This is a genomic window from Ectopseudomonas guguanensis (genome assembly GCF_900104265.1).
Classification (GTDB): Bacteria; Pseudomonadota; Gammaproteobacteria; order Pseudomonadales; family Pseudomonadaceae; genus Aquipseudomonas; species Aquipseudomonas guguanensis.
The window spans coordinates 129,542-155,988 of the sequence record NZ_FNJJ01000002.1 but is presented as its reverse complement, the minus strand read 5'-3'; the positions used below and the strand labels follow the sequence as shown (position 1 = coordinate 155,988).

General features: G+C 64.8%; 26 protein-coding genes and 1 other RNA gene. 23 read left to right on the top strand and 4 right to left on the bottom strand.

What is annotated here, in order from left to right; translation table 11 throughout:
* Window positions 1-7 precede the first annotated feature (7 nt).
* The 6 genes from rpsI to BLS61_RS03215 all read left to right on the top strand — a co-directional run bounded on the left by rpsI (window position 8) and on the right by BLS61_RS03215 (window position 4,445).
* Window positions 8-400: a 30S ribosomal protein S9 gene (rpsI, locus tag BLS61_RS03240; RefSeq protein WP_013714129.1), complete on the top strand. Its 393-nt coding sequence runs from the start codon at window positions 8-10 to the stop codon at window positions 398-400.
* Window positions 401-654: 254 nt separating this feature from the next.
* A complete protein-coding gene (gene petA, locus BLS61_RS03235; protein WP_090427253.1) occupies window positions 655-1,248 on the top strand; it encodes a ubiquinol-cytochrome c reductase iron-sulfur subunit in 594 nt (197 codons plus the stop codon).
* Window positions 1,248-2,459, top strand: a complete 1,212-nt coding sequence (locus BLS61_RS03230) for a cytochrome b (RefSeq protein ID WP_090427250.1) — start codon at window positions 1,248-1,250, stop codon at window positions 2,457-2,459. Before petA ends, BLS61_RS03230 begins: the two co-directional genes overlap by 1 nt.
* Entirely contained in the window at window positions 2,459-3,238 is a 780-nt protein-coding gene (locus BLS61_RS03225) for a cytochrome c1 (protein WP_090427249.1), read from the top strand. Before BLS61_RS03230 ends, BLS61_RS03225 begins: the two co-directional genes overlap by 1 nt.
* Window positions 3,239-3,400: 162 nt before the next feature.
* Complete coding sequence (locus BLS61_RS03220; RefSeq protein ID WP_090427246.1) at window positions 3,401-4,018, top strand: glutathione S-transferase N-terminal domain-containing protein; 618 nt, start codon at window positions 3,401-3,403, stop codon at window positions 4,016-4,018.
* Between the two features lie 13 nt (window positions 4,019-4,031).
* The gene (locus BLS61_RS03215) at window positions 4,032-4,445 is read left to right on the top strand and encodes a ClpXP protease specificity-enhancing factor (protein WP_090427244.1); all 414 of its coding nucleotides are present in this window, start codon (window positions 4,032-4,034) and stop codon (window positions 4,443-4,445) included.
* A gap of 142 nt (window positions 4,446-4,587) precedes the next feature.
* Here the strand turns inward: BLS61_RS03215 and BLS61_RS03210 are convergent, their stop codons facing one another.
* From BLS61_RS03210 to BLS61_RS03195, 4 genes are read right to left on the bottom strand one after another with little or no spacing between them, the layout of a single operon-like run.
* Window positions 4,588-5,121, bottom strand: a complete 534-nt coding sequence (locus tag BLS61_RS03210; protein WP_090427241.1) for a BON domain-containing protein — start codon at window positions 5,119-5,121, stop codon at window positions 4,588-4,590.
* Window positions 5,118-5,711: a phosphoheptose isomerase gene (locus BLS61_RS03205; RefSeq protein ID WP_090427238.1), complete on the bottom strand. Its 594-nt coding sequence runs from the start codon at window positions 5,709-5,711 to the stop codon at window positions 5,118-5,120. Before BLS61_RS03205 ends, BLS61_RS03210 begins: the two co-directional genes overlap by 4 nt.
* Window positions 5,712-5,736: 25 nt before the next feature.
* On the bottom strand, window positions 5,737-6,096 hold the full coding sequence (locus tag BLS61_RS03200; RefSeq protein ID WP_090427235.1) for a YraN family protein: 360 nt from the start codon (window positions 6,094-6,096) through the stop codon (window positions 5,737-5,739).
* Window positions 6,093-7,901: a penicillin-binding protein activator gene (locus BLS61_RS03195; protein WP_090427232.1), complete on the bottom strand. Its 1,809-nt coding sequence runs from the start codon at window positions 7,899-7,901 to the stop codon at window positions 6,093-6,095. The genes BLS61_RS03200 and BLS61_RS03195 overlap by 4 nt, the downstream gene beginning before the upstream one ends.
* 89 nt (window positions 7,902-7,990) lie before the next feature.
* Here BLS61_RS03195 and rsmI point away from each other — a divergent pair, with 89 nt between their 5' ends.
* The 17 genes from rsmI to ftsZ all read left to right on the top strand — a co-directional run bounded on the left by rsmI (window position 7,991) and on the right by ftsZ (window position 26,385).
* Complete coding sequence (gene rsmI / locus BLS61_RS03190; RefSeq protein WP_090427230.1) at window positions 7,991-8,890, top strand: 16S rRNA (cytidine(1402)-2'-O)-methyltransferase; 900 nt, start codon at window positions 7,991-7,993, stop codon at window positions 8,888-8,890.
* A gap of 147 nt (window positions 8,891-9,037) precedes the next feature.
* An RNA gene (gene rnpB, locus BLS61_RS03185) (RNase P RNA component class A) lies at window positions 9,038-9,385 on the top strand.
* Window positions 9,386-9,687: 302 nt separating this feature from the next.
* Window positions 9,688-10,143: a division/cell wall cluster transcriptional repressor MraZ gene (mraZ, locus tag BLS61_RS03180; protein ID WP_026041944.1), complete on the top strand. Its 456-nt coding sequence runs from the start codon at window positions 9,688-9,690 to the stop codon at window positions 10,141-10,143.
* Between the two features lie 2 nt (window positions 10,144-10,145).
* Window positions 10,146-11,090: a 16S rRNA (cytosine(1402)-N(4))-methyltransferase RsmH gene (gene rsmH / locus BLS61_RS03175; protein ID WP_090427228.1), complete on the top strand. Its 945-nt coding sequence runs from the start codon at window positions 10,146-10,148 to the stop codon at window positions 11,088-11,090.
* Window positions 11,087-11,380: a cell division protein FtsL gene (gene ftsL / locus BLS61_RS03170; RefSeq protein ID WP_090427225.1), complete on the top strand. Its 294-nt coding sequence runs from the start codon at window positions 11,087-11,089 to the stop codon at window positions 11,378-11,380. Before rsmH ends, ftsL begins: the two co-directional genes overlap by 4 nt.
* The gene (locus BLS61_RS03165) at window positions 11,377-13,104 is read left to right on the top strand and encodes a peptidoglycan D,D-transpeptidase FtsI family protein (RefSeq protein ID WP_090427222.1); all 1,728 of its coding nucleotides are present in this window, start codon (window positions 11,377-11,379) and stop codon (window positions 13,102-13,104) included. The genes ftsL and BLS61_RS03165 overlap by 4 nt, the downstream gene beginning before the upstream one ends.
* Entirely contained in the window at window positions 13,104-14,567 is a 1,464-nt protein-coding gene (locus BLS61_RS03160; protein ID WP_090427218.1) for a UDP-N-acetylmuramoyl-L-alanyl-D-glutamate--2,6-diaminopimelate ligase, read from the top strand. The genes BLS61_RS03165 and BLS61_RS03160 overlap by 1 nt, the downstream gene beginning before the upstream one ends.
* A complete protein-coding gene (locus BLS61_RS03155) occupies window positions 14,560-15,930 on the top strand; it encodes a UDP-N-acetylmuramoyl-tripeptide--D-alanyl-D-alanine ligase (protein ID WP_090427215.1) in 1,371 nt (456 codons plus the stop codon). Before BLS61_RS03160 ends, BLS61_RS03155 begins: the two co-directional genes overlap by 8 nt.
* The gene (mraY, locus tag BLS61_RS03150) at window positions 15,931-17,013 is read left to right on the top strand and encodes a phospho-N-acetylmuramoyl-pentapeptide-transferase (protein WP_024307026.1); all 1,083 of its coding nucleotides are present in this window, start codon (window positions 15,931-15,933) and stop codon (window positions 17,011-17,013) included. It begins immediately after the preceding gene.
* Entirely contained in the window at window positions 17,014-18,366 is a 1,353-nt protein-coding gene (gene murD / locus BLS61_RS03145) for a UDP-N-acetylmuramoyl-L-alanine--D-glutamate ligase (protein ID WP_394328128.1), read from the top strand.
* Entirely contained in the window at window positions 18,366-19,583 is a 1,218-nt protein-coding gene (ftsW, locus tag BLS61_RS03140) for a putative lipid II flippase FtsW (RefSeq protein WP_090427212.1), read from the top strand. Before murD ends, ftsW begins: the two co-directional genes overlap by 1 nt.
* Window positions 19,573-20,643, top strand: coding sequence for an undecaprenyldiphospho-muramoylpentapeptide beta-N-acetylglucosaminyltransferase (gene murG, locus BLS61_RS03135; protein WP_090427209.1), 1,071 nt, complete (start codon window positions 19,573-19,575; stop codon window positions 20,641-20,643). Before ftsW ends, murG begins: the two co-directional genes overlap by 11 nt.
* A gap of 34 nt (window positions 20,644-20,677) precedes the next feature.
* Complete coding sequence (gene murC / locus BLS61_RS03130; protein ID WP_244157906.1) at window positions 20,678-22,078, top strand: UDP-N-acetylmuramate--L-alanine ligase; 1,401 nt, start codon at window positions 20,678-20,680, stop codon at window positions 22,076-22,078.
* Window positions 22,075-23,016, top strand: a complete 942-nt coding sequence (locus tag BLS61_RS03125) for a D-alanine--D-alanine ligase (protein ID WP_090427201.1) — start codon at window positions 22,075-22,077, stop codon at window positions 23,014-23,016. Before murC ends, BLS61_RS03125 begins: the two co-directional genes overlap by 4 nt.
* A 3-nt stretch (window positions 23,017-23,019) precedes the next feature.
* Window positions 23,020-23,886, top strand: a complete 867-nt coding sequence (locus BLS61_RS03120; RefSeq protein WP_090427198.1) for a cell division protein FtsQ/DivIB — start codon at window positions 23,020-23,022, stop codon at window positions 23,884-23,886.
* Between the two features lie 15 nt (window positions 23,887-23,901).
* Entirely contained in the window at window positions 23,902-25,149 is a 1,248-nt protein-coding gene (gene ftsA, locus BLS61_RS03115; RefSeq protein ID WP_090427196.1) for a cell division protein FtsA, read from the top strand.
* Window positions 25,150-25,191: 42 nt separating this feature from the next.
* A complete protein-coding gene (ftsZ, locus tag BLS61_RS03110; protein WP_090427192.1) occupies window positions 25,192-26,385 on the top strand; it encodes a cell division protein FtsZ in 1,194 nt (397 codons plus the stop codon).
* The last annotated feature ends 62 nt before the right edge of the window (window positions 26,386-26,447 follow it).

Here is a 26,447-nt window from a genome sequence, read left to right as displayed (position 1 = left end):
GTTCATTATGTCGGCGACTCAAAACTACGGCACTGGCCGTCGCAAGACCGCAACCGCGCGCGTATTCCTGCGTCCGGGCACTGGCAACATCTCGATCAACAACCGCAGCCTGGATACCTTCTTCGGCCGTGAAACCGCTCGCATGGTCGTGCGTCAGCCGCTGGAGCTGACCGAGACCGTCGAGAAGTTCGACATCTTTGTCACCGTAGCCGGTGGTGGTGTCAGTGGTCAGGCCGGTGCCATCCGTCATGGCATCACCCGCGCTCTGATCGAGTACGACGAGACCCTGCGCAGCCCGCTGCGTAAAGCCGGTTACGTCACTCGTGACGCCCGTGAGGTCGAGCGTAAGAAAGTCGGTCTGCGTAAAGCGCGCAAGCGTCCGCAGTACTCGAAGCGTTAATCGCGTCTACGCTTCCAAAAGCGCCCAGTTTCCTTACGGAGCTGGGCGTTTTTTATGGGCGTGGCAAAGTGCTGCGACAACGTGCCGCAGACGCGCAGGCCGCACGCGCCAAGGCTTTCGCCCGTCTCTTCGGGGGTAATTACCTTGTCAGAAAAGGGGCTTTTCTTTACCATTTGGCGAATTTTTTGCGCGGCCCGATTTTTACTTAGTAGAGGCCTGAACAACAGGCCACAAAGCTGATGGGAGACGACTGAATGAGCAATGACGGCGTGAATGCAGGCCGGCGTCGCTTCCTGGTTGCAGCCACCTCCGTGGTGGGTGCTGCAGGGGCGGTAGGTGCTGCGACTCCGTTCGTGGGGTCATGGTTCCCCAGTGCCAAGGCCAAGGCGGCCGGTGCACCGGTGAAGGTGAACGTCAGCAAGATCGAAGCAGGTCAGCAGATGGTTGCTGAGTGGCGCGGTCAGCCGGTGTTCATCGTGCGCCGTACCGAGGAGATCCTGGCCAACCTGAGCAAGATCGAAGGCAGCGTAGCCGATCCCGAGTCCGCTGCATCCGTGCAGCCGGAGTACGTGGACAAGAAAACCCGTTCCATCAAGCCCGAGCTGCTGGTTCTGGTCGGTCTGTGCACTCACCTGGGCTGCTCGCCGTCCTTCCGTCCGGAAGTGGCACCGGCCGACATGGGGCCTGATTGGGTAGGCGGTTACTTCTGCCCCTGCCACGGTTCGCGTTACGACCTCGCCGGCCGCGTTTACAAGGCCCAGCCTGCGCCGCTGAACCTGCCGGTACCGCCGCACACCTACGAGACGGATGATGTGATCATCATCGGTGTGGACCAGGAGAACGCCTGATGAGCAAATTCATGGAATGGGTGGATGCGCGCTTCCCCGCTACCAAGATGTGGGAAGACCATCTCTCCAAGTACTACGCCCCGAAGAATTTCAACTTCTTCTACTTCTTCGGCTCGCTGGCGCTGCTGGTGCTGGTCAACCAGATCGTGACCGGTATCTGGCTGACCATGAGCTTCGAGCCTTCGGCCGAAGGCGCCTTCGCCTCCGTCGAATACATCATGCGTGACGTCGAGTACGGCTGGATCCTGCGCTACCTGCACTCCACCGGCGCTTCGGCGTTCTTCGTGGTGGTCTACCTGCACATGTTCCGCGGTCTGCTCTACGGTTCCTACCAGAAGCCGCGCGAGCTGGTGTGGATCTTCGGCATGCTGATCTACCTGGTGCTGATGGCCGAAGCCTTCATGGGCTACCTGCTGCCCTGGGGCCAGATGTCCTACTGGGGCGCCCAGGTGATCATCTCGCTGTTCGGTGCCATCCCGGTCATCGGCGACGACCTGACCCAGTGGATCCGTGGTGACTACCTGATCTCCGGCATCACCCTGAACCGCTTCTTCGCCCTGCACGTGATCGCACTGCCGATCGTCCTGCTCGGCCTGGTCGTGCTGCACATCCTGGCGCTGCACGAAGTCGGTTCGAACAACCCGGACGGCGTCGACATCAAGAAGCTGAAGGACGAGAACGGTGTGCCGCTGGACGGTATCGCGTTCCACCCGTACTACACCGTCAAGGACATCGTCGGTGTGGTGGTCTTCCTCTTCGTGTTCTGCTTCGTGGTGTTCTTCTTCCCGGAGATGGGTGGTTACTTCCTCGAGAAGCCGAACTTCGAAGCGGCCAACCCGTTCAAGACCCCTGAGCACATCGCACCGGTCTGGTACTTCACCCCGTTCTACGCGATTCTGCGCGCGGTACCGGACAAGCTGCTGGGCGTAATCGCCATGGGCGCTGCCATTGCCGTGCTGTTCGTGCTGCCCTGGCTCGACCGCAGCCCGGTCAAGTCCATGCGCTACAAGGGTTGGCTGAGCAAGATCTGGCTGGTGATCTTCTGCATCTCCTTCGTCATCCTGGGCGTGCTGGGTGTGCTGGCACCGACCCCGGGTCGTACTCTGCTGTCGCAGGTGTGCACCTTCCTGTACTTCGCGTACTTCATCCTGATGCCGTTCTACACCAGGATGGAGAAGACCAAACCGGTTCCGGAAAGGGTGACTGGCTGATGAAAAAGCTCTTCGCTGCATTTGTTTTCGCTGCGCTGCCGGCTCTGGCCATGGGCGCTTCCAGCAACTACCCGCTGGACAAGGTCAACATCGACCTGACCGACAAGGCTGCCATGCAGGACGGCGCGCGTACCTTCGCCAACTACTGCATGGGCTGCCATTCGGCCCAGTATCAGCGTTACGAGCGCGTTGCCGATGACCTCGGCATTCCGCACGAGATCATGCTGGACAACCTGGTGTTCAACGACGCCAAGATCGGCGACCACATGAAGATCGGCATGAAGCCGGACGATGCCAAGGCCTGGTTCGGTGCGGCGCCGCCCGATCTGACCCTGGTCGCTCGTGTGCGTGGCAACGACTGGCTGTACACCTACCTGCGCACCTTCTACGCCGACCCTTCGCGTCCGCTGGGCTCCAACAACAAGGTCTTCCCGAACGTCGGTATGCCTAACGTGCTGGTCAGCCTGCAGGGCAATCAGGTCATCGGTTGCAAGCAGGTTCAGGTCGTCACCGACGGCAAGAAGCAGTTCGACCCGCTGACCGGTGCGCCGATCACGCACGAGGCCTGCGACCAGCTCACTGTCGAGCCGAACACCGGCAAGCTGAGCGAGGCCGAGTTCGACGAGAAGATCAAGAACCTGGTGACCTTCCTGGCCTACTCGGCCAACCCGGTCAAGCTGAAGTCACAGCGCATCGGCACCTACGTGCTGCTGTACCTGGCGTTCTTCTTCGTGTTCGCCTACCTGCTCAAGCGTGAGTACTGGAAGGACGTTCACTAAGGCGTTCGAGCTGTAGCAGATCTGCGCGCCCTGATGGGCGCGCAGGTTTTTCTACCCCGCCATTTCTGCGGTCACCTCCGGGTGCCGTCGTCTGCGACGAAGAAATTGCTCCGGCAATTTTTTCCTGTTTCTGGAAAACCAAAAAAAGCGAGGAGGATCGCCATGGCGGTGACCAACAGGTTGACCTGCTACTCCGACCCCGCCGACCACTATTGCCATCGCGTGCGTCTGGTGCTCGCCGAGAAGGGTGTCAGCGTCGAGATCGTCGATGTCGAGCAGGGCCGTTGCCCGCCCAAGCTCGCGGAGATCAATCCCTACGGCAGCGTGCCGACCCTGGTCGATCGTGACCTGGCGTTGTACGAATCGTCCGTGGTGATGGAGTATCTCGACGAGCGCTATCCGCATCCGCCGCTGTTGCCGGTCTATCCGGTGGCGCGCGCCAACAGTCGTCTGCTGATGCACCGCATTCAGCGTGACTGGTGCGTGCTGGTCGACCGGATTCTCGACAGGCGCAGCAAGGAGGCCGAGCGTCAGCTGGCGCGCAAGGAATTGCGCGAGAGCCTGACGGGGGTATCGCCGCTGTTCGCGGACAAGGCATTCTTCCTCAGTGAGGAGCTGAGCCTGGTGGATTGTTGTCTACTGCCCATTCTCTGGCGCCTGCCGGTTCTGGGTATCGAGTTGCCGCGTCCGGCCAAACCGCTGCTCGACTACATGGAGCGCCAGTTCGCCCGTGAGGCCTTTCAGGCCAGTCTTTCCGCTGCCGAGCGCGCGATGCGCTGAGAAGGAGGAAACCATGAATTCCAGTCGTCCCTATCTGGTTCGCGCCCTGTACGAATGGATCGTCGATAACGACTGCACGCCGCACCTGCTGGTCAATGCCGAGTACCCGGGGGTGCAGGTGCCATCCGGTTTCGCCAGCGATGGCCAGATCGTGCTCAATGCCTCACCCAGTGCGGTGCGTCATCTGCACATGGACAACCAGGCGGTCAGCTTCGAAGGGCGTTTCGGTGGTGTGGCGCACAGCCTGTATATCCCGGCCGCGGCGATCCTGGCGATCTACGCACGGGAAAATGGCCAGGGCATGGTGTTCGACATGGAGCCGCCAATGGCCGGCGGCCCGGAGGAGCCGGGGCCGGATGACGACGGTCCGTCCGGCGGCGAGCCGCCGCGACCCAGCGGTCGGCCGAGTCTGAAGGTGGTCAAGTAAGAGGCTACAGGCTGCAGGCTTCAGGCAAGAGCGATAGCGAGAGCGAGAGCACAAAAAACGGGCGCCATTGGCGCCCGTTTTTCATGATGGCCCGCAGCCTTGGCTCCTGCTTGCGGCTTGGAGCTTGAGGCTGGCGGTTCTGTTAGTTGGTGTACTCGAACAGGCGCACTACCCGCTGTACCCCGGAGACGCTCTGCACCACGCGCGTGGCGGCGTTGGCTTCTTCGCGCGTCACCAGGCCGAGCAGGTAGACGATGCCGTTCTCGGTGACCACCTTGACTCGTGCGCTCGGTACGCTGCTGTCGGCCAGCATCTGGGTCTTGATCTTGGTGGTCAGCAGCGAATCGTTGCTGCGCGCCAGCAGGGACGCCGGTTGCTGAACCTGCAGTTCGTTGTAGACCTTCTTCACGCCCTGTACGCCGCGTGCGGTCTGTGCGGCACGGTCCTTGAGCTCGCTGCGCGGGGTCTGTCCGGCGAGCAGGATCACGCCGTTGTAGCTGGTGACCACGATGCGCGAGGTCGGGCTGGACAGGTCGGCATGCGCGTTGCTGATGCGTGAGGCGACCTCCGGGCCGAGGAACTGGTCATCGATCTTGTTGCCGATGCTGCGGCTGCCGCAGCCTGCCAGGGTCAGGGTAACGGCCAGGGCGGCCAGAATCAGGGCGGAACGCTTCATTCTTCACTCCCAAACAATTGACTGTCGATCAGGTCGCAGAGGCAGTGGATAGTCAGCAGGTGGACTTCCTGGATGCGTGCGGTGACTTTGGCTGGAACGCGGATTTCGACGTCTTCCGGCAGCAGCAGCGAGGCCATGCCGCCGCCGTCGCGGCCGGTGAGGGCGACTACGGTCATCTCGCGATCATGTGCAGCTTGAATGGCCTGGATGACATTCGCCGAGTTGCCGCTGGTGGAGATCGCCAACAGTACATCGCCCGGTTGACCAAGGGCGCGGATCTGCTTGGAGAAGATCTCGTTATAGCTGTAATCGTTGGCGATCGAGGTGATGGTCGAGCTGTCGGTGGTCAGGGCGATGGCCGGCAGGCTGGGGCGCTCGCGCTCGAAGCGGTTGAGCAGCTCGGAGGAAAAATGCTGGGCATCGCCAGCCGAGCCGCCGTTGCCGCAGGAGAGAATCTTGCCCTCGTTGAGCAGGGACTGGACCATCACCAGGCTGGCGTGCTCGATATAGGGTGTCAGGACTTCCATGGCCTGCTGCTTGGTGTCGATGCTGGCTTGGAAGAGCTGGCGGATTCGGGATTGCATGTCCATCGGTTAAACCTTGAATGTACGGCCGTCAGGCATCGAAGGCGTTCTTGATCCAGTCGAGGCGAGTGGCGCCGTCAGTGCTGATGGCGACCACGTCGAAGCGGCAGGGGTAGCGGGCCCAGCGTGAGTGTTGCTGGAGGAAGAGTTCTGCGGCGATCACCAGCTTGCCACGCTTGCGCGCATCGATGCTCTCCAGGGCGCCGCCCCAGGCGCTGTGGCGGCGGGCGCGGACTTCGACGAATACTACTGTATCGCCGTCGAGCATGACCAGATCGAGCTCGCCACGCCGACAGCTCCAGTTCTGTTCGATCAGGCGCAGGCCGTTACGTTCCAGATGCTGCCGGGCCGCCTGTTCGGCGGCCCGACCCAGCTCGTTGTGTGCGCTCAATTGAGGCTGTCGGGAAGCCGCTGGACCTGGCCGCCGCGGAATTCGGCCCAGGGCAGCTGGCGCTCGATGCGCTGCGTGGCATTGAGGCTGAGGCTGCCGGACAGGCCATCGATGCGCGAATCAGGCAGCGCCTTGAGCTGGCCCAGGCGTGGCGCCAGGCGATAGGCGTCGACGCCCATGGCGTACAGGCGGCCCAGGCTGCCGCCGGCCTGCGGCCACTGGTTGCTGACCTGCTGGCGTAGAGGGGCGTGGGCATCCAGCAGCCAGGGGGTCTCGCAGAAGCGGATGCCTTCCAGGTCCTGATACTGAGCCTGACTGTGGGCGCCTGTGAACAGGTGCGAGGTGGCATACACCGGTACGTCGCCGGCGTACTGGAAGGCCAGGGTCGGCTTGATCTGCTGCGCCTGCTGCGGGGTGGCGGCGAGGAAGATGAAGTCGACGTCCTGGCGTCGCGCCGGCTGTGCATCCAGGCTGGTGCCGAGGGTGTTCTGCAGGCGGCGGGCGCGGGCTTCGCTCTCGCGCAGCTGGAACAGGTCGGCGATCTGCCTGGCCAGCTCCACCGGCTGGTCGACGTGCTCGGCGCCGATCAGGATGCCGCCCTGGGCCTGCCAGCTCTGGCGGAAGGCATCGAGTACGCGGTCACCCCAGTCGCCACGCGGTACCAGCGCCACGGCGCGGCGCATGCCGTCGTTCCAGGCGCGGCGAGCCACTTCGCGGGCTTCGTCCTCGGCGGCCAGGCCGAACTGGAACAGCTGCGCCGGGCCTTCCTGGCCTGCGTCGCTGTAGTTCAGGGCGAGGGTGGTGATGGGCAGTTGCTGGCGCTCGCTGAGCTGCTTGACCAGGGGTTTTTCCAGCGGGCCGACCACCAGCTGCACGCCGTCGGCCTGGGCCTGCTGGTAGAAGGCATCGAGTGAGCCGATGCGCGAGCTGTCATAGAGTTTGATGTCCGGCGGATTCTGGCCGGCCTGCTGGGCTTCGTAGTGGGCGGCGAGGAAGCCGTCGCGCAGGGCGCGGGCGACGCTGGCCAGCTGGCCTTCCTGCGGCAGCAGCAGGGCGACGCGGTTCAGTGGCTGGCTGGCCAGTTCGCGCAGTTTGCCCAGGGCCTCGGGCAGTTGCTCGGCGGCCGGATGCTCAGGGTTGCGGGCAACCCACTGGTCGATGGCGGCCTGCTGCTGTTCCAGGGTGGCGCTGCTCTTGGTCAGTTGGGCCAGCTCCAGCCAGCCGGCCAGGTCGCTATCGGCGCCGGCGGAGGTTTGCGCAGGCAGGTTGGAAACCAGTGCCCAGATGTTCTCGTGGTTGTCGCGAGCGGCCTGGCCGCTCAGCAGCGGTGCGATGAACACGCGCTCGCGGGCGGCTGCCAGGGCCTGGCCATCGGCTTCCAGGGCGCGCGCACGCACCAGCTGGGTGCGGATCTGTTGCTCCACCGGCAACTCGGCCAGACGTTCGAGGCTTGGGTGCTGCAGGGCCTTGAGCGCGCTCTTGGGTTGCTTGCGGGCCATGGCCAGCTCGGCTTTCAGCGTGCTGGCGAAGATCTGTTGCGCGGGCTGCAGGCTGGCGATGTCGACCTGCTCGAGGATGCGCGTGGCGCGTGCCACATCATTCTGCCGATAGCTCTGGTCGGCCGCCGACAGGCGTAGCAGGGCGGCCTGTTCCGGTTTGCTCTCGGTGGCTTGCTGGAGTATCTGCTCGATGCTGGCTTGTGGCGTGCGCGGCAGCTGGCCCAGGTTGTTGGAGGGCGAGCTGGCGCAGGCAGCAAGCAGGCCGGCCAGGAAAAGAGCGGAAAGAGGGCGCAGGCTAGCGATCATCGGGTCATCCTGATACTTGAGCAAATCAAGCGGCGATTGTACCCAAGCCCCGAGATCGGTGCGATGCCGCAGGGGCGGAACCGGCTAGAATGAGCAGCCATTCAATTAACGAGGTGTTTCCAGTGAGTCAGCCCGCAGTCGCAAGCGTCCAGCCAGGCAGCCTTTACGTGGTCGCCACGCCGATCGGCAATCTGGACGACATCAGTACGCGGGCCTTGCGGATTCTGCGCGAGGTGGCGCTGATCGCCGCGGAGGACACCCGGCATTCGGCGCGCCTGCTGCAGCATTTCGGCATCGAAACGCCCCTGGCGGCCTGCCATGAGCACAACGAGCGCGATCAGGGTGGCCGTTTTCTGGCGCGCTTGCAGGCCGGGGAGGATGTGGCGCTGATTTCCGATGCCGGTACGCCGCTGATTTCCGATCCGGGATATCACCTGGTGCGCCAGGCGCGTGCGGCCGGCTTCGCGGTGGTGCCGGTACCGGGGGCCTGCGCGCTGATCGCCGCGCTTTCGGCCGCCGGCCTGCCCTCGGATCGCTTCATCTTCGAAGGCTTCCTGCCGGCCAAGGCGGCGGGGCGGCGGTCGCGTCTGGAGCAGGTGCGCGAGGAGCCGCGCACGCTGATCTTCTACGAGGCGCCGCACCGTATTCTCGAGTGCCTGCAGGACATGCGCGAGGTGTTCGGCGGTGAGCGCCCTGCATTGCTGGCGCGTGAGCTGACCAAGACCTTCGAGACCCTCAAGGGCCTGCCGCTGGCCGAACTGTGCGAATGGGTGGCGGCTGACAGCAATCAGCAGCGGGGCGAATGCGTGGTGCTGGTGGCGGGTTGGCAGGCACCCGAGGGGGAGGAGGCGGTCAGCGCCGAAGCCTTGCGCGTACTCGATCTGCTGCTGGCGGAAATGCCGCTCAAGCGCGCGGCGGCGCTGGCGGCGGAAATCACCGGGGTGCGCAAGAACCTGCTCTACCAGGTGGCGCTGACACGCCAGGGGTGAGGCTGTCGTAGGAGCGAGCTCTGCTCGCGAACCCCTGCAGCGCAACAGCTTCGCGAGCAGAGCTCGCTCCTGCAGGGCGGCGTACCAGGCTGCTTTTTCTCGATGCGTGTGGCTTGCGGCTTGCCGCTTTGTTACCCTTGGCGGCGGAGAGTCGATCGGACAGTCGCTGCCTTCGCAAGAGGGGGGAGGAAAGTCCGGGCTCCATAGGGCAGAGTGCCAGGTAACGCCTGGGAGGCGTGAGCCTACGGAAAGTGCCACAGAAAATAACCGCCTAAGCGTTTCGGCGCCGGTAAGGGTGAAAAGGTGCGGTAAGAGCGCACCGCACGGCTGGCAACAGTCCGTGGCTAGGTAAACCCCACTCGGAGCAAGACCAAATAGGGTTCCATCGGCGTGGCCCGCGCTGGAACCGGGTAGGTTGCTAAAGGCGTGCAGTGATGTACGTCGTAGAGGAATGGCTGTCCTCGACAGAACCCGGCTTACAGATCGACTCTCCTCCTTTCTTCCTGCGCTTCTATTCCCCGCTCGTCTGATACCGAAAAATTCTTACTCTTAACAAATTACTTTAAGTTCGAATTTCAGCTCGCTGGAATGGCTGAAATTTACCCCTCAAAAGCCGGCTCCGGCATCCCCTTTTCCCTCGTCTTTGTTCGCTAAATCTCCGTCCTGTAAGGATTTTTCCCTTTCGGCGCGCCTTGACGGTGGGGCGTACGCATTCCTATAGTGTGCGCAAGTGGTGAAAAGTGGCATGAAGTGGGTTTTTATGGGCATGGATAGCTAATTACAGGGGAAGCGCAGCCGTGTTTCGCGGAGCTAACGCCATCAGTCTCGACGCCAAGGGGCGCCTCGCGATGCCGAGTCGGTATCGTGACGAGCTCGTTTCGCGTTGCGCAGGCCAGCTCATCGTGACCATCGACATCAATGACCCCTGTCTGAACATCTATCCCCTGGTCGAGTGGGAGCGGATCGAGGAAAAGCTCAGCGTGCTGGCTTCCCTGGATGAGAAGAACCGGATCCTGCAGCGCCTGCTGGTAGGCAATGCGGTGGATCTCGAGATGGATGGCAGTGCGCGCATCCTGATCCCGCCGCGCCTGCGTGAGCACGTCAAGCTCGACAAGCACGCGATGCTGGTCGGCCACCTGAACAAGTTCCAGTTGTGGGACGAAGAAACCTGGAACGCCCAAGCTGCAAACGACCTGGCCGCGATCAAGCAGCCGGGAGCCCTTTCCGATGAACTGCGTAGCCTGATCCTGTGACCATGACCGATAGCACCCTGCGCCATATCACCGTGCTGCTCGACGAGGCCGTCGAGGGGCTCGCCGTGCGCGCTGATGGCTGCTATATGGATGGCACCTTCGGGCGCGGTGGGCACAGCCGGCTGATCCTGCAAAAGCTCGGGCCGGGTGGGCGGCTACTGGGGTTCGACAAGGATCCCCTGGCGATAGCCACCGGGGAAGCATTGGCGGCCGAAGACGGCCGCTTTGTCGTTGTGCAGCGCAGTTTTGCGGAACTCGGCGACGAGGCGGTTGTCCGCGGCATTTCCGGCCGGGTCTCCGGCATCCTGCTCGATCTCGGCGTGTCCTCGCCGCAGCTGGACGATCCCGAGCGTGGCTTCAGTTTCCTCAATGACGGCCCGCTGGACATGCGCATGAATCCCGGCGCCGGCGTCAGTGCCGCCGACTGGATCGCCACTGCGGACGAAGATGAAATTGCCCGCGTGATGAAGGATTACGGCGAGGAGCGTTTCGCCAAGCGCATGGCGCGTGCCGTGGTGCAACGCCGCGCCGAGCAGCCGTTCACCCGCACCGCCGATCTGGCGAAGGTGCTGACCGAGGCCAACCCGGCCTGGGAAAAGGGCAAGAACCCGGCGACCCGTGCCTTCCAGGGCATCCGCATTTACATCAACAACGAGCTTGGTGATCTCGAGCGCGGCCTCGAGGCGGCGCTGGAAACGCTGGAGGTGGGCGGCCGTCTGGTGGTGATCAGCTTCCACTCGCTGGAAGACCGCATCGTCAAGCAATTCATGAAGCGTCAGGCCAAGGGCGAGGCGGACAAGCTGCCACGCGACCTGCCGATCATCCCGAAAGCCTTCGAGCCGCGTCTGAAACTGATCGGCAAGCCGGTCTACGCCGGTGAGGCCGAGCTCAAGGCCAATCCGCGCTCGCGTAGCGCGGTGATGCGCATCGCGGAGAAATTGCGGTGAACCGCCGGCTGATCAAGTCCATGCCCAACGGCAGCTTCCTGATGCTGCTGTTGTTCATTGCCATCCTGGTTTCCGCGGTGGCGGTGTCCTATAGCGCGCACTGGAATCGCCTGCTGCTCAATGAGCTGTACGGCGAGCTGAGCGTGCGCGACAAGGCGCAGGCCGAGTGGGGCCGGCTGATCCTCGAGCAGAGCACCTGGACTGCGCACAACCGCATCGAAGCGCTGGCCACCGAGCAGCTGAAGATGCATATCCCCGACCCTGCCGCCGTGCGCATGGTGCGACCATGATAGGTCTTGAAGGCGCACTCTATCCCTGGCGCTTCCGCCTGGTGCTGGCATTGCTGGCGCTGATGGTCGGCGCCATCGCCTGGCGCATGCTCGATCTGCAGGTGCTCGACCATGATTTCCTCAAGGCGCATGGCGATGCCCGCAGCGTGCGGCATATCCCCATCCCTGCACACCGCGGCCTGATCACCGACCGCAACGGCGAGCCGCTGGCCGTCAGTACCCCGGTCACCACCCTGTGGGCCAACGGCAAGGAGCTGCAGGCCGCTCGTGAGCAGTGGCCGACCCTGGCAGCCGCTCTGGGGCAGGATCCGGCCAACTTCGCTGCGCGTCTGGAGCAGAACAAGGAGCGCGAGTTCATGTACCTGGTTCGTGGCCTGACTCCTGAAAAAGGTCAGAGCGTGCTGGACCTGAAGGTGCCCGGCGTATACGCCATCGAGGAATTTCGCCGGTTCTACCCGGCGGGCGAGGTCGCCGCTCATGTTGTCGGCTTCACCGATATCGACGACCGCGGTCGCGAGGGCATGGAGCTGGCCTACGAGGACTGGCTGGCGGGGGTGCCCGGCAAGCGCCAGGTGCTCAAGGATCGGCGCGGCAAGCTGATCAAGGATGTGCAGGTCGCACAGAACGCCAAGGCTGGCAAGGCCTTGGCGTTGTCCATTGATCTGCGTCTGCAGTATCTGGCCCATCGCGAACTGCGCAACGCCCTGCTGGAGCACGATGCCAAGGCCGGCAGCCTGGTGATGGTCGACGTCAAGACCGGTGAAGTGCTGGCGATGGTCAACCATCCCACCTACAACCCGAACAACCGGCGCAACCTCACCCCGGCGGCCATGCGCAACCGCGCCATGATCGATGTGTTCGAGCCCGGCTCGACCATCAAGCCGCTGTCGATGGCCGCGGCGCTGGAAACCGGCCGCTGGAAACCCAGCGATATTGTCCAGGTTGGCAACGGTACCCTGCAGATCGGCCGCTACAGCATCCGCGACGTGTCCCGCACGCAGGGGCAGGCGCTGGATCTGACCGGTATTCTGATCAACTCCAGCAACGTCGGCATGAGCAAGGTCGCTTTCGATGTTGGCGGCGCGCAGCTGTTCGAAGTATTTACCAAGCTGGGCTTCGGTCGTGACACCGGTCTAGGTTTCCCCGGTGAGCGGGTCGGCAACCTGCCCAATCATCGGCAGTGGCGTCAGGCCGAAACCGCCACCCTGTCCTATGGCTATGGCCTGTCGGTAACCGCCGTACAGCTGGCGCATGCCTACGCCGCGCTGGGCAACGGCGGGGCCATGACGCCCCTGTCGATGATTCGCGTGGACAGCAAGCCCGGCACCATGCAGGTGGTGTCGGCGAACGTGGCCAAGACCCTGCAGGGCATGTTGCAGGAAGTGACCGAGTCTCCGCGTGGTGCGGTGCGTGCTCGGGTGCCTGGTTACCACGTGGCTGGCAAGAGCGGTACGGCGCGCAAGACCAGCGTTGGTACCAAGGGCTATCAGGCCAACTCCTACCGTTCGCTGTTCGCCGGTTTCGCGCCGGCCCAGGACCCACGCATCGCCTTGGTGGTGGTGATCGACGAGCCCGGCAAGGGCGCCTACTACGGCGGCCTGATCTCCGCCCCGGTGTTCAGCCGAGTGATGGCAGGCTCGCTGCGTTTGATGAACATTGCGCCAGACAATCTGCCGCTGCCCGAGCAGAAGCTGGCTGCCGCTGGCCAGGGAGGGCGTAACTGATGCCCATGCCGCTCAACCAATTGCTGCCTGTTGCCGAAAGCAGCGTGCTGATTCGCGAACTGACCCTGGATAGCCGCAAGGTGCGTCCGGGGGATCTGTTCCTGGCCGTGCCGGGTACCCAGCAGGACGGCCGCATTCACATTGCCGATGCCATCGCCCGTGGCGCCGCAGCCGTCGCTTTCGAGGCCGAGGGCGCTCCGGCCATGCACGCCGACAGCGCCGTTCTGGTGCCGGTCAAGGAGCTGGCAGGCCAGCTTTCGGCGATCGCCGGGCGTTTCTACGGCGAGCCGAGCCGTGCGCTGCACCTGATCGGCGTCACCGGCACCAATGGCAAGACCAGTGTCAGCCAGTTGCTCGCGCAGGCGCTGGACCTGCTCGGCGAGCGCTGCGGCATCGTCGGCACCCTGGGCACCGGTTTCCATGGCGCGCTGGAGCAGGGCAAGCACACCACGCCCGATCCGGTCGGCGTGCAGGCCACCCTCGCGTTGCTCAAGCAGACCGGTGCACGCGCCGTGGCCATGGAGGTCTCGTCCCATGGCCTGGATCAGGGGCGCGTCGCGGCACTGGAATTCGACATCGCGGTGTTCACCAACCTGTCGCGCGATCACCTCGACTACCACGGCAGCATGGAGGCCTACGGTGCCGCCAAGGCCAAGCTGTTCGCCTGGCCGAATCTGCGTTGCCGGGTGATCAACCTCGACGATGCCTTCGGCCGCGAACTGGCTGCGCAGGCGCACGACTCACGCCTGATCGGCTACAGCCTGAGCGATGCCGGTGCCTTCCTTTATTGCAGCCAGGCGCAGTTCGACGATCATGGCGTGCGCGCGCGCCTGGTCACGCCGCGTGGCGAAGGCATGCTGCGCAGCAATCTGCTCGGCCGCTTCAACCTGAGCAACCTGCTGGCGGTCGTCGGTGCGCTGCTGGGCATGGACTATGGCCTGGACGAAATCCTCAAGGTGCTGCCGCAGCTGCAGGGGCCGGCCGGCCGCATGCAGCGCCTCGGTGGCGGCGACAAGCCGCTGGTGGTAGTGGACTACGCGCACACCCCCGATGCGCTGGAGAAGGTGCTGGAAGCAATGCGCCCGCATGTCGAGGGGCGCCTGCTCTGCCTGTTCGGCTGCGGCGGTGATCGTGATCGCGGCAAGCGCCCGCTGATGGCGGCGGTGGCCGAACGCCTGGCCGATGTGGTGTGGGTGACCGACGACAACCCGCGCACTGAGGATCCGGCGCAAATCGTTGCCGATATTCGCGCCGGCTTCGTTTCGCCTGAGCAGGTGCAGTTCATTCACGGTCGAGGCGACGCCATCGCCCGGCTGATCGCCCAGGCCGAGGCCGCCGATGTGCTGGTGCTGGCCGGCAAGGGGCATGAGGATTACCAGGAAATCATGGGTGAGCGGCAGCCGTTCTCCGACCTGATCGAAGCGAGCAAGGCCCTGTCGGCCTGGGAGGCTGCTCATGCTTAAGCCCTGGCTGCTCAGTGAAGTCGCTGCCCAGCTCAATGCGCGTGTGATCGGCGACGATGTCGCCTTTTCCGCCGTGGGCACCGACAGTCGCACCATCACGTCCGGCCAACTGTTCGTGGCGCTGGCCGGGCCGCGTTTCGACGGTCATGACTACCTCGCCGAGGTCGCTGCCAAGGGCGCGGTTGCCGCGCTGGTCGAGCGTGAAGTGTCGAATGCGACGCTGCCGCAGCTGCTGGTGGCCGATACCCGCCTGGCCCTGGGTCAGCTGGGCGCTTTGAATCGTCAGGCCTTCACCGGCCCGCTGGCTGCGGTGACCGGCTCCAGTGGCAAGACCAGCGTCAAGGAAATGCTCGCCGCCATTCTCCGCGCCGGCCTCAGCGGTGCGGTGCTGGCCACCCGGGGCAACCTCAACAACGATCTGGGCGCGCCGCTGACGCTGCTGGAGCTGGCGCCGGAACACCGCGCCGGAGTGATCGAGCTGGGCGCCAACCATGTCGGCGAGATCGCCTACACAGTCAATCTGACCCGGCCGCAGGTGGCGATCATCACCAATGCCGGCAATGCCCACGTCGGCGAGTTCGGCGGCCCGGAAAAGATCGTCCAGGCCAAGGGTGAAATTCTCGAAGGCCTGCCGACCGATGGTGTGGCCGTGCTCAATCTGGATGACAAGGCCTTCATGACCTGGCAGCGCCGTGCCGCAGGCCGTCAGCTGGTGAGCTTCGCCCTGCGCGATACCCGCGCCGACTTCCACGGCAGCGACCTGGCCCGTGACGAGCGCGGCTGCCAGGGCTTCACCCTGCGCAGCCCTGCGGGCAGCGTACGCATTCAGCTCAACCTGCTGGGCGAGCACAACGTGGCCAATGCCCTGGCTGCCTGCGCCGCAGCCCATGCCCTGGGCATGCCGTTGGTCGCCATGGCCCAGGGGCTGGAAAGCCTGCAGCCGGTCAAGGGCCGCGCCGTAGCGCAGCTGGCGCCGAACGGCGTGCGGGTGATCGATGACAGTTACAACGCCAACCCCGTGTCTATGTGTGCGGCGGTGGATATACTCGCCGGCTTCTCCGGTCGCACCGTTCTGGTGCTGGGAGACATGGGCGAGCTGGGCGAGTGGGCCGAACAGGGTCATCGCGATGTCGGTCGCCATGCCGCCGGCAAGGTCGACGCGCTGTATGCGGTCGGCCCGCTGATGCATTTTGCGGTCGAGGAGTTCGGCTCAAAAGGCCGTCACTTCGTCGATCAGGCCGAGCTGATCGAAGCGCTTCGCGCCGAACAGGCCGGCAGCACACTACTAATCAAGGGATCACGCAGCGCAGCCATGGACAAGGTCGTGGCGGCGCTGTGTGACGTATCTGGGGAGAATCACTAAATGCTGCTGCTGCTGGCGGAGTACCTGCAACAGTTTCACAAGGGCTTCGCGGTCTTTCAGTACCTGACTCTGCGCGGCATCCTCGGCGTGCTCACCGCTCTGGGGCTGTCGCTGTGGCTGGGCCCCTGGATGATCCGCACCCTGCAGGTGCGTCAGATCGGCCAGGCGGTGCGCAACGATGGCCCGCAGTCGCATTTGTCGAAGAAGGGCACGCCGACCATGGGCGGCGCGCTGATCCTCACCGCCATCGCCGTCAGCACCCTGCTCTGGGCCGACCTGTCCAACCGTTACGTGTGGGTGGTGCTGGCCGTGACCCTGGCGTTCGGCGCCATCGGCTGGGTCGATGACTACCGCAAGGTGATCGAGAAGAACTCGCGTGGCCTGCCGAGCCGCTGGAAGTATTTCTGGCAGTCGGTGTTCGGCCTGGCTGCAGCGGCCTTCCTTTATATGACCGCGCAGAGCCCGGTGGAAACCACCCTGATCCTGCCGCTGCTCAAGGATGTCGCCATTCCCCTGGGCGTCGGCTTCGTGGTGCTGACCTACTTCGTCATCGTCGGCACCAGCAATGCGGTGAACCTGACCGACGGTCTCGACGGCCTGGCCATTCTGCCCACCGTGATGGTCGGCGGCGCCCTGGGCATCTTCTGCTATCTGTCGGGCAACGTGAATTTCGCCGAGTACCTGCTGATCCCCTACGTGCCGGGCTCGGGCGAGCTGATCGTGTTCTGCGCCGCGCTGGTCGGCGCCGGCCTGGGCTTTCTGTGGTTCAACACCTACCCGGCGCAGGTGTTCATGGGCGACGTCGGCGCGCTGGCGCTCGGCGCCGCGCTGGGCACCATCGCCGTGATCGTTCGCCAGGAAATCGTGCTGTTCATCATGGGCGGCGTGTTCGTGATGGAAACCCTGTCGGTGATCATCCAGGTCGCCAGCTTCAAGCTGACCGGCAAGCGTGTGTTCCGCATGGCGCCGATCCACCACCATTTCGAACTCAAGGGCTGGCCCGAACCACGCGTGATCGTCCGCTTCTGGATCATCACCGTGATTCTCGTGCTGATCGGCCTGGCCACCCTGAAACTGAGGTAATTGAGCGTGACCCTGATCGCTTCCGACCAGTTCCGCATCGTTGTCGGTCTCGGCAAGAGCGGCATGTCCCTGGTGCGCTTCCTGGCGCAGCAGGGCGTGCGCTTTGCCGTGGCCGACACGCGCGCGAACCCGCCGGAGCTGGAAACGCTCAAGCGTGACTACCCGCAGGTGGAAGTGCGCTGTGGCGAGCTGGACGTGGAGTTCCTCTGCCGCGCCTCGGAGCTGTATGTGAGCCCGGGCCTGGCCATTTCCAAACCGGCGCTGGCCGCAGCCGCCGCGCGCGGGGTCAAGCTGTCCGGCGACATCGATCTGTTCGCCCGTCATGCCAAGGCGCCTATCGTCGCCATCACCGGCTCCAACGCCAAGAGCACCGTCACCACCCTGGTCGGCGAGATGGCGGCGGCAGCCGGCAAGCGCGTTGCCGTTGGCGGCAACCTGGGCACGCCGGCACTGGATCTGCTGGCTGACGATGTCGAGCTGTACGTAATGGAACTGTCCAGCTTCCAGCTGGAAACCACCGATCAGCTCAACGCCGAAGTGGCTACCTGCCTGAACATCAGCGAAGACCACATGGATCGTTACAGTGGTCTGCCGGCCTATCACCTGGCCAAGCACCGCATCTTCCGCGGTGCCCGACAGGTGGTGGTCAACCGCGACGACGCGTTGTCGCGTCCGCTGATCGCCGATCAGGTGCCCTGCTGGGAGTTCGGCCTGGGCAAGCCGGACTTCAAGCGCTTCGGTCTGCTCGAAGAGAACGGCGAGAAGTGCCTGGCGTTTCGCTTCGAGGCGCTGCTGCCGGTGAGCGAACTGAAGATCCGCGGTGCGCACAATCAGTCCAACGCCCTGGCGGCGCTGGCGCTCGGCCATGCCGTCGGCCTGCCGATGGAGGCCATGCTCGCCACCCTGCGCCAGTTCGCCGGTTTGCCGCACCGCTGCCAGTGGGTCGGTGAGCGCGCTGGCGTGAACTACTACGACGATTCCAAGGCGACCAATGTCGGTGCCGCGCTGGCGGCCATCGAAGGCCTCGGCGCGGATATCGCCGGCAAGCTGGTGCTGATCGCCGGTGGTGATGGCAAGGGCGCCGACTTCTCCGCGCTGAAGGCGCCGGTGGCGCGCTTCTGCCGCGCGGTGGTGCTGCTGGGGCGTGATGCCGAACTGCTCGCCGCCGCCTTGGGCGATGCCGCGCCGCTGGTGCGGGTGGCCACTCTTGACGAAGCGGTACAGCGCAGCAGCGAACTGGCCGAGGCCGGCGACGCCGTGCTGCTGTCGCCGGCCTGCGCCAGCCTGGACATGTTCAAGAACTTCGAGGAGCGCGGGCGCCTGTTCGCCCAGGCCGTGGGAGGGCTCGTCTGATGCTGGCCTTCCTGCGCGTTCGCCCCTCGCCGCTGCTCGGTCGCGGCTTCGACGTCGATTTCCCGATGCTGGCCGGCTGTCTCGGCCTGCTCGGTCTGGGGTTGGTGATGATCACCTCGGCCTCTTCGGAAGTCGCTGCGGCGCTGTCCGGCAACCCGATGTATCACATGATTCGCCATCTGGTGTATCTGGTCATCGGCCTCGGCTCCGCCGGTATCGTGCTGATGATCCCGATGAGCTTCTGGCAGCGTTACGGCTGGATGCTGTTGCTGGCCGCCTTCGGTCTGCTGGTGCTGGTGCTGATCCCGGGTATCGGCCGCGAGGTCAACGGTGCGCGGCGCTGGATCGGCTTCGGCGCCTTCAACGTGCAGCCCTCGGAAATCGCCAAGGTCTTCGTCGTGGTCTACCTGGCCGGCTATCTGGTGCGTCGCCAGGAAGAGGTGCGCGAGAGCTGGATGGGCTTCTTCAAACCCTTCGTGGTGCTGCTGCCGATGGCCGGCCTGCTGCTGCTGGAGCCGGACTTTGGCGCCACCGTGGTGATGATGGGTTCGGCCATGGCCATGCTGTTCCTCGGTGGCGTCGGCCTGCTGCGCTTCGGCCTGATGGTGGCCCTGGCGGTCGGCGCCGTGTTCGTCCTGGTACAGACTCAGGAATACCGCCTGCAGCGCCTGATCACCTTCACCGATCCCTGGGCCGACCAGTATGGCTCCGGCTATCAGCTGACCCAGGCGCTGATCGCCTTCGGTCGCGGCGAGTGGTTCGGCGTCGGCCTGGGCAACAGCATCCAGAAGCAGTTCTACCTGCCGGAAGCGCATACCGACTTCGTCTTCTCGGTACTGGCCGAGGAGCTGGGCTTCGTCGGCGCGCTGGCGACCCTGGCGCTGTTCGTCTTCGTCTGCGTGCGCGGCCTGTACATCGGCCTGTGGGCAGAGAAGGCCAAGCAGTTCTTCTCGGCCTATGTGGCCTATGGCCTGTCCTTCCTGTGGATCGGCCAGTTCCTGATCAACATCGGGGTGAACACCGGTCTGCTACCGACCAAGGGCCTGACCCTGCCGTTCCTCAGCTACGGCGGTTCGTCGCTGGTGATCTGCTGCGTCAGCCTGGCGGTCCTGCTGCGTATCGAATGGGAGCGGCGCAACGTTCTGGGCAACGAGGATATCGAGTTCAGCGAAGAGGATTTCGCCGAGCCGAACAAGGAGGTCGCCCATGCGCGGTAATGTGCTGATCATGGCCGGCGGCACCGGCGGCCACGTGTTCCCGGCGCTGGCCTGCGCACGCGAGTTCCAGACCCGCGGCTACAGCGTGCACTGGCTGGGTACGCCGCGTGGCATCGAGAACGAGCTGGTGCCGCAAGCCGGCTTGCCGCTGCACCTGATCAACGTCAGCGGTCTGCGCGGCAAGGGCAAGCTGTCGCTGCTCAAGGCGCCGTTCCAGCTGCTGCGCTCGCTGTTGCAGGCGCGCCGCATCGTGCGTGAGCTGCAGCCGGTCTGCGTGCTGGGCATGGGCGGCTACGTCACCGGGCCCGGTGGTCTGGCCGCGCGCCTGGCCGGCGTGCCGCTGGTGATCCATGAGCAGAACGCCGTGGCCGGTACCGCCAACCGCCTGCTGTCGCGTATCGCCACGCGCATCTGCGAGGCCTTCCCGAATACCTTCGGCGCTTCCGACAAACGGCGTACCACCGGCAACCCGGTGCGTGAGGAGCTGTTCCTGGAAACGCCGCGCGAGCCGCTGGTCGGGCGCAAGCCGAAATTGCTGGTCCTCGGCGGTAGCCTGGGCGCCGAGCCTTTGAACAAGCTGCTGCCAGCGGCGCTGGGGCAGATTCCTGCCGACGTGCGTCCGCAGGTGTTCCATCAGGCCGGCAAGCAGCATGCAGAGGTCACCGCGGAGCGTTATCGCGATGCCGCGGTCGAAGCCGAGGTCGCGCCCTTCATCAAGGACATGGCGCGCGCCTATGGCTGGGCCGATCTGGTGGTCTGCCGCGCCGGCGCGCTCACCGTCAGCGAACTGGCCGCCGCCGGCCTGCCGTCGTTTCTCGTGCCGCTGCCGCACGCCATCGACGACCACCAGAGCCGCAACGCCGAATACCTGGCGAAGGAGGGCGCCGCCGTCCTTCTCCCGCAACATGCCACTGACGCGGCCAAGCTCGCCGCGCAGCTCACCGAGGTTCTGATGCACCTGGAAAAACTCAACGTCATGGGCGCCACCGCGCGTCGTCTGGCCAAGCCCGATGCCACCCGCACGGTGGTGGACATCTGTCAGGAGGTGATGCGTGGCTAAGTCGCCTGCCGCTGTCAAGGCCGAAGTCCGGCGCATGCGCCGCATCCGCCGCATCCATTTCGTCGGTATCGGCGGCGTGGGCATGTGCGGTATCGCCGAGGTGCTGCTGAACCTGGGTTACGAAGTGTCCGGCTCCGACCTCAAGGCTTCGGCGGTGACCGAGCGCCTGGAAAGCTTCGGCGCGAAGATCTTCATCGGCCACGCTGCCGAGAATGCCGAGCAGGCCGACGTGCTGGTGGTGTCCAGCGCGGTCAACACCAGCAACCCGGAAGTCGCCACCGCCCTGGAGCGCCGCATTCCGGTGGTGCCGCGTGCCGAGATGCTCGCCGAGCTGATGCGCTACCGCCACGGCATCGCCGTGGCCGGCACCCATGGCAAGACCACCACCACCAGCCTGCTGGCCTCGGTGTTCGCCGCTGGCGGTCTGGATCCGACCTTCGTCATCGGTGGCCGTCTGAACGCCGCCGGCACCAATGCCCAGCTCGGCTCCAGCCGCTTCCTGATCGCCGAAGCCGACGAGAGCGACGCCAGCTTCCTGCACCTGCAGCCGATGGTCTCGGTGGTCACCAATATCGACGCCGACCACATGAGTACCTATGGCGGCGACTTCAACAGGCTGAAGAAGACCTTCATCGAGTTCCTGCACAACCTGCCGTTCTACGGCCTGGCCGTGCTCTGTGTGGATGATCCGGTGGTGCGCGAGTTGCTGCCGCAGGTCGGTCGTCCGACCGTGACCTACGGCTTTGCCGAAGACGCCGACGTGCGTGCGATCAACGTGCGTCAGGAAGGCATGCGCACCTATTTCACCGTGCTGCGCCCGGACTGCGAGCCGCTCGACGTGTCGGTGAACATGCCGGGTAATCACAACGTGCTCAATGCCCTGGCGACCATCGCCATCGCCACTGACGAAGGCATCGACGATGCCGCTATCGTCGCCGGGTTGTCGGGTTTTCAGGGTGTCGGCCGGCGCTTCCAGGTCTACGGCGAACTGCCGGTGGACGGCGGCAGCGTGATGCTGGTGGACGACTACGGTCATCACCCGCGTGAAGTGGCCGCGGTGATCAAGGCCGTACGTGGCGGTTGGCCGGAGCGTCGTCTGGTGATGGTCTACCAGCCGCACCGCTACAGCCGCACCCGCGATCTGTACGACGACTTCGTGCAGGTGCTCGGCGAAGCCAATGTGCTGCTGCTGGTGGAGGTCTACCCGGCTGGCGAGGAGCCGATTCCGGGCGCCGACAGCCGGCAGATGTGCCACAGCATTCGCCAGCGCGGCCAGCTCGATCCGATCTATGTCGAGCGCGGTGCCGACCTGGCGCCGCTGCTCAAGCCGCTGCTGCGTGCCGGCGACATCCTGCTGTGCCAGGGCGCGGGCGATATCGGCGCGGTGGCGCCGCAACTGATCAAGCACCCACTGTTCGTGGGGGAGTCGAAATGAGTTTGCACAGTAGCCTCGATCCCAGGGCTTTCGGCCGCGTCGCGGTGCTGTTCGGCGGCAAGAGCGCCGAGCGCGAGGTATCGCTGAAATCCGGCAATGCCGTACTCAGCGCCCTGCAGGCGGCCGGCGTGGACGCCTTCGGCATCGACGTGGGCGATGATTTCCTGCAGCGCCTTGCCAGCGAGAAGATCGATCGCGCCTTCATCGTGCTGCACGGCCGCGGTGGCGAGGATGGCTCCATGCAGGGCCTGCTCGAGTGCGCCGGCATTCCCTACACCGGCAGCGGCATCCTCGCCTCGGCGCTGGCCATGGACAAGTTGCGCACCAAGCAGGTCTGGCACAGCCTCGGCCTGCCGACGCCGCGTCACGCCGTGCTGACTTCGCAGGCCGACTGCGAAGCGGCGGCTACCGAACTGGGCTTCCCGCTGATCGTCAAACCGGCCCATGAAGGTTCGAGCATCGGCATGGCCAAGGTCGAGAGCGTCGAGGCGCTGATCGCGGCCTGGCAGGACGCCGCGCGCTATGACAGCCAGGTACTGGTCGAGCAGTGGATCGCCGGTCCCGAGTACACCGTGGCCGTGTTGCGCAGTGAAGTGCTGCCGCCCATTGGTCTCGGTACACCTCATACCTTCTACGACTACGACGCCAAGTACCTGGCTAATGACACCCAGTACCGCATTCCCTGCGGCCTCTCTCCCGAGAAGGAGGCGGAACTGAAAGAGCTGACCGCGCGCGCCTGCGAGGCCGTGGGCACCCAGGGCTGGGCGCGCGCAGACGTGATGCAGGACGCCAGTGGCCAGTTCTGGCTGCTGGAAGTGAACACCGTACCGGGCATGACCGATCACAGCCTGGTGCCGATGGCCGCGCGCGCCGCCGGCCTGGATTTCCAGCAGCTGGTGCTGGCGATCCTGGCTGACAGCGTCGAGGCGAGGGGTTAAGTCATGACAGTGGCTTTGCGTCACCAGGACACGCTGAGGGCTCCGCTGCGCGGCAAGCCCGCGCCGCGTGGCGCCAGCCGTCTGGTGGCCAAGGAGCCGATGCGCCTGCGTCTGCCCAAGCCGGATTTCTCCTGGGTCGGGCGTCTGCTCTGGCCGCTGCTGCTGGTCGGACTGGGTTTTGGCGCCTACGAAGGCGCGCAGCGTCTGCTGCCCTACGCCGACCGGCCGATTGCGCGTATCAGCGTGCAGGGTGATCTGGCTTACGTCAGCCAGCAGGCGGTGCAGCGGCGGATCGCGCCGTTCATCGAGGCGAGCTTCTTCAGCGCCGATCTGCGCGGCATGCGCGAGGAGCTCGAGCGCATGCCCTGGATCGCCCATGCCGAGGTGCGCCGCGTCTGGCCGGACCAGATCGACGTGAGTCTGGAAGAACAACTGCCCATCGCCCGCTGGGGCGACGAGGCGCTACTCAACAACCAGGGGCAGGCATTCGCGCCGCAGGAGCTGGACAACTATCAGCATCTGCCGCAGCTGTCCGGCCCGAAACGGGCGCAGCCCAAGGTGATGCAGCAGTACCAGATGCTCAGCCAGCTGCTGCGGCCGATGGGCTTCACCGTGGTCGGGCTGCAGCTGCGCGAGCGCGGCAGCTGGTTCCTCTCGGCCACCGAGAACGCCAGCGGTCAGCGCATCGACATCCTGCTTGGGCGCGATCACGTGGTGGAAAAAATGCGTCGGTTCGCCGCCATCTACGAGCGGGAACTGAAAGAACAGAGCGCGAACATCGCGCGCATCGACCTGCGTTACGCCAACGGCCTGGCCGTGGCCTGGCGCGAGCCGGTGGAGCCGGCCGCGGCCGAGCAGAAAGTGAATTGAGGAGAGGCAGGACTAATGAGTAGCGCGCAGAGCGGCAAGATGATCGTTGGCCTGGACATCGGCACCTCCAAGGTGGTGGCGCTGGTGGGCGAGGTGACGGCCGACGGCCAGCTGGAAATCGTCGGTATCGGCACTCATCCTTCGCGCGGGCTGAAGAAGGGCGTGGTAGTCAATATCGAGTCCACCGTGGCCTCGATCCAGCGCGCCGTGGAAGAGGCCCAGCTGATGGCCGGTTGCCGCATCCACTCGGCCTTCGTCGGCGTGGCCGGCAATCACATCCGCAGCCTCAACAGCCATGGCATCGTCGCCATTCGTGATCGCGAAGTGAGCCCCGCCGACATCGAGCGCGTGCTCGACGCTGCGCAGGCGGTGGCCATTCCGGCCGACCAGCGCGTGCTGCACACCCTGGCGCAGGACTACGTGATCGACAACCAGGAGGGCGTGCGCGAGCCGCTGGGCATGTCCGGCGTACGTCTGGAGGCCAAGGTGCATGTGGTCACCTGCGCGGTGAATGCCGCGCAGAACATCGAGAAGTGCGTGCGCCGCTGCGGCCTGGAAGTCGACGACATCATCCTCGAACAGCTCGCATCTGCTTATTCGGTGCTGACCGAAGACGAGAAGGAGCTGGGCGTGTGCCTGGTGGACATCGGTGGTGGCACCACCGATATCGCCATCTTCACCGAAGGCGCGATTCGCCACACCGCGGTGATCCCGATCGCTGGCGACCAGGTCACCAACGACATCGCCATGGCCCTGCGTACGCCGACCCAGTACGCCGAAGAGATCAAGATCCGCTATGCCTGCGCCCTGGCCAAGCTGGCCGGTGCCGGCGAGACCATCAAGGTGCCCAGCGTCGGTGATCGTCCGCCGCGCGACCTGTCGCGCCAGTCCCTGGCCGAGGTGGTCGAGCCGCGCTACGACGAGCTGTTCACTCTGGTGCAGGCCGAGCTGCGTCGCAGCGGCTACGAAGACCTGATTCCCGCCGGCATCGTCATGACCGGCGGCACGGCGAAGATGGAAGGCGCGGTCGAGCTGGCCGAGGAAATCTTCCACATGCCGGTGCGCCTCGGCGTGCCGCACAGCGTCAAGGGCATGGCCGATGTCGTGCGCAACCCGATTTATTCCACCGGTGTGGGTTTGTTGCTGTACGGGCTGCAGAAGCAGAACGACGGCACCTCCATGTCGGTGGGCAGTCCTTACCAGGACGAGAGCAAAACCCCGGTACTCGAACGCATCAAGCGTTGGGTGCAAGGCAATTTCTGAATTTGCAGTAGGCGTTACAACTAGAAAGGAAGGAGAGGGATCATGTTCGAACTAGTAGACAACATTCCACAAAGTGCGGTGATCAAGGTCATCGGTGTCGGCGGTGGCGGCGGTAACGCGGTCAACCACATGGCGGCCAGCAACATCGAGGGCGTCGAGTTCATCTGCGCCAACACCGATGCGCAGGCGCTGAAGAACATCGGTGCGCGCACCGTGCTGCAACTCGGCCCGGGCGTGACCAAGGGCCTGGGTGCCGGTGCCAATCCGGAAGTCGGTCGTCAGGCCGCGCTGGAAGATCGCGAGCGTATCGCCGAAGTGCTGGCCGGCACCGACATGGTTTTCATCACCACCGGCATGGGCGGTGGTACCGGTACCGGCGCTGCGCCGGTGATCGCCGAGGTGGCCAAGGAGCTGGGCATTCTCACCGTGGCCGTGGTCACCCGCCCGTTCCCGTTCGAAGGCAAGAAGCGCATGGTCATCGCCGATGAAGGCATCCGCGCGCTGGCCGAGAGCGTCGACTCGCTGATCACCATCCCCAACGAAAAACTGCTGACCATCCTCGGCAAGGACGCCAGCCTGCTGTCCGCCTTCGCCAAGGCTGACGACGTGCTGGCCGGCGCCGTGCGCGGTATCTCCGACATCATCAAGCGTCCGGGCATGATCAACGTCGACTTCGCCGACGTTAAGACCGTGATGAGCGAGATGGGCATGGCCATGATGGGCACCGGCTGCGCCAGCGGTCCGAACCGTGCACGTGAAGCCACCGAGGCGGCCATCCGCAACCCGCTGCTGGAAGACGTCAACCTGCAGGGCGCGCGCGGCATCCTGGTCAACATCACCGCAGGTCCCGACCTGTCGCTGGGCGAGTACTCCGACGTGGGTAACATCATCGAGCAGTTCGCCTCCGAGCAGGCCACCGTCAAGGTGGGCACCGTGATCGATCCCGACATGCGCGACGAACTGCACGTCACCGTGGTGGCCACCGGCCTCGGCGCGCGCATGGAGAAGCCGGTCAAGGTGGTCGACAACACCGTTCAGGTCGCCGTCAGCCAGCCGGTTGTCCAGCAGAGCGCCGCGCAGCCGCGCAGCGAGCAGTCGGTCAACTACAAGGACTACGAGCGCCCGACCGTACAGCGCCAGAGCCACAGCGGTGCGGCCACTGCAGCCAAGCTCAATACCCAGGACGATCTCGACTACTTGGATATTCCGGCTTTCCTGCGTCGCCAGGCTGATTGATGGAATGTATCAGGAGTATATGGGTGATTGGTGTTCAGCAAAGGTCGGTTCTGCTATCATTC

Bases quoted from the DNA above. Each gene is read 5' to 3' on its own strand.
- rpsI (WP_013714129.1), top strand. From the start codon at position 8: ATGTCGGCGACTCAAAACTACGGCACTGGCCGTCGCAAGACCGCAACC.
- petA (WP_090427253.1), top strand. From the start codon at position 655: ATGAGCAATGACGGCGTGAATGCAGGCCGGCGTCGCTTCCTGGTTGCA.
- BLS61_RS03230 (WP_090427250.1), top strand. From the start codon at position 1,248: ATGAGCAAATTCATGGAATGGGTGGATGCGCGCTTCCCCGCTACCAAG.
- BLS61_RS03225 (WP_090427249.1), top strand. From the start codon at position 2,459: ATGAAAAAGCTCTTCGCTGCATTTGTTTTCGCTGCGCTGCCGGCTCTG.
- BLS61_RS03220 (WP_090427246.1), top strand. From the start codon at position 3,401: ATGGCGGTGACCAACAGGTTGACCTGCTACTCCGACCCCGCCGACCAC.
- BLS61_RS03215 (WP_090427244.1), top strand. From the start codon at position 4,032: ATGAATTCCAGTCGTCCCTATCTGGTTCGCGCCCTGTACGAATGGATC.
- BLS61_RS03210 (WP_090427241.1), bottom strand. From the start codon at position 5,121: ATGAAGCGTTCCGCCCTGATTCTGGCCGCCCTGGCCGTTACCCTGACC.
- BLS61_RS03205 (WP_090427238.1), bottom strand. From the start codon at position 5,711: ATGGACATGCAATCCCGAATCCGCCAGCTCTTCCAAGCCAGCATCGAC.
- BLS61_RS03195 (WP_090427232.1), bottom strand. From the start codon at position 7,901: ATGATCGCTAGCCTGCGCCCTCTTTCCGCTCTTTTCCTGGCCGGCCTG.
- rsmI (WP_090427230.1), top strand. From the start codon at position 7,991: ATGAGCAGCCATTCAATTAACGAGGTGTTTCCAGTGAGTCAGCCCGCA.
- rsmH (WP_090427228.1), top strand. From the start codon at position 10,146: ATGACCGATAGCACCCTGCGCCATATCACCGTGCTGCTCGACGAGGCC.
- BLS61_RS03165 (WP_090427222.1), top strand. From the start codon at position 11,377: ATGATAGGTCTTGAAGGCGCACTCTATCCCTGGCGCTTCCGCCTGGTG.
- BLS61_RS03160 (WP_090427218.1), top strand. From the start codon at position 13,104: ATGCCCATGCCGCTCAACCAATTGCTGCCTGTTGCCGAAAGCAGCGTG.
- BLS61_RS03155 (WP_090427215.1), top strand. From the start codon at position 14,560: ATGCTTAAGCCCTGGCTGCTCAGTGAAGTCGCTGCCCAGCTCAATGCG.
- mraY (WP_024307026.1), top strand. From the start codon at position 15,931: ATGCTGCTGCTGCTGGCGGAGTACCTGCAACAGTTTCACAAGGGCTTC.
- ftsW (WP_090427212.1), top strand. From the start codon at position 18,366: ATGCTGGCCTTCCTGCGCGTTCGCCCCTCGCCGCTGCTCGGTCGCGGC.
- murG (WP_090427209.1), top strand. From the start codon at position 19,573: ATGCGCGGTAATGTGCTGATCATGGCCGGCGGCACCGGCGGCCACGTG.
- murC (WP_244157906.1), top strand. From the start codon at position 20,678: ATGCGCCGCATCCGCCGCATCCATTTCGTCGGTATCGGCGGCGTGGGC.
- BLS61_RS03125 (WP_090427201.1), top strand. From the start codon at position 22,075: ATGAGTTTGCACAGTAGCCTCGATCCCAGGGCTTTCGGCCGCGTCGCG.
- BLS61_RS03120 (WP_090427198.1), top strand. From the start codon at position 23,020: ATGACAGTGGCTTTGCGTCACCAGGACACGCTGAGGGCTCCGCTGCGC.
- ftsA (WP_090427196.1), top strand. From the start codon at position 23,902: ATGAGTAGCGCGCAGAGCGGCAAGATGATCGTTGGCCTGGACATCGGC.
- ftsZ (WP_090427192.1), top strand. From the start codon at position 25,192: ATGTTCGAACTAGTAGACAACATTCCACAAAGTGCGGTGATCAAGGTC.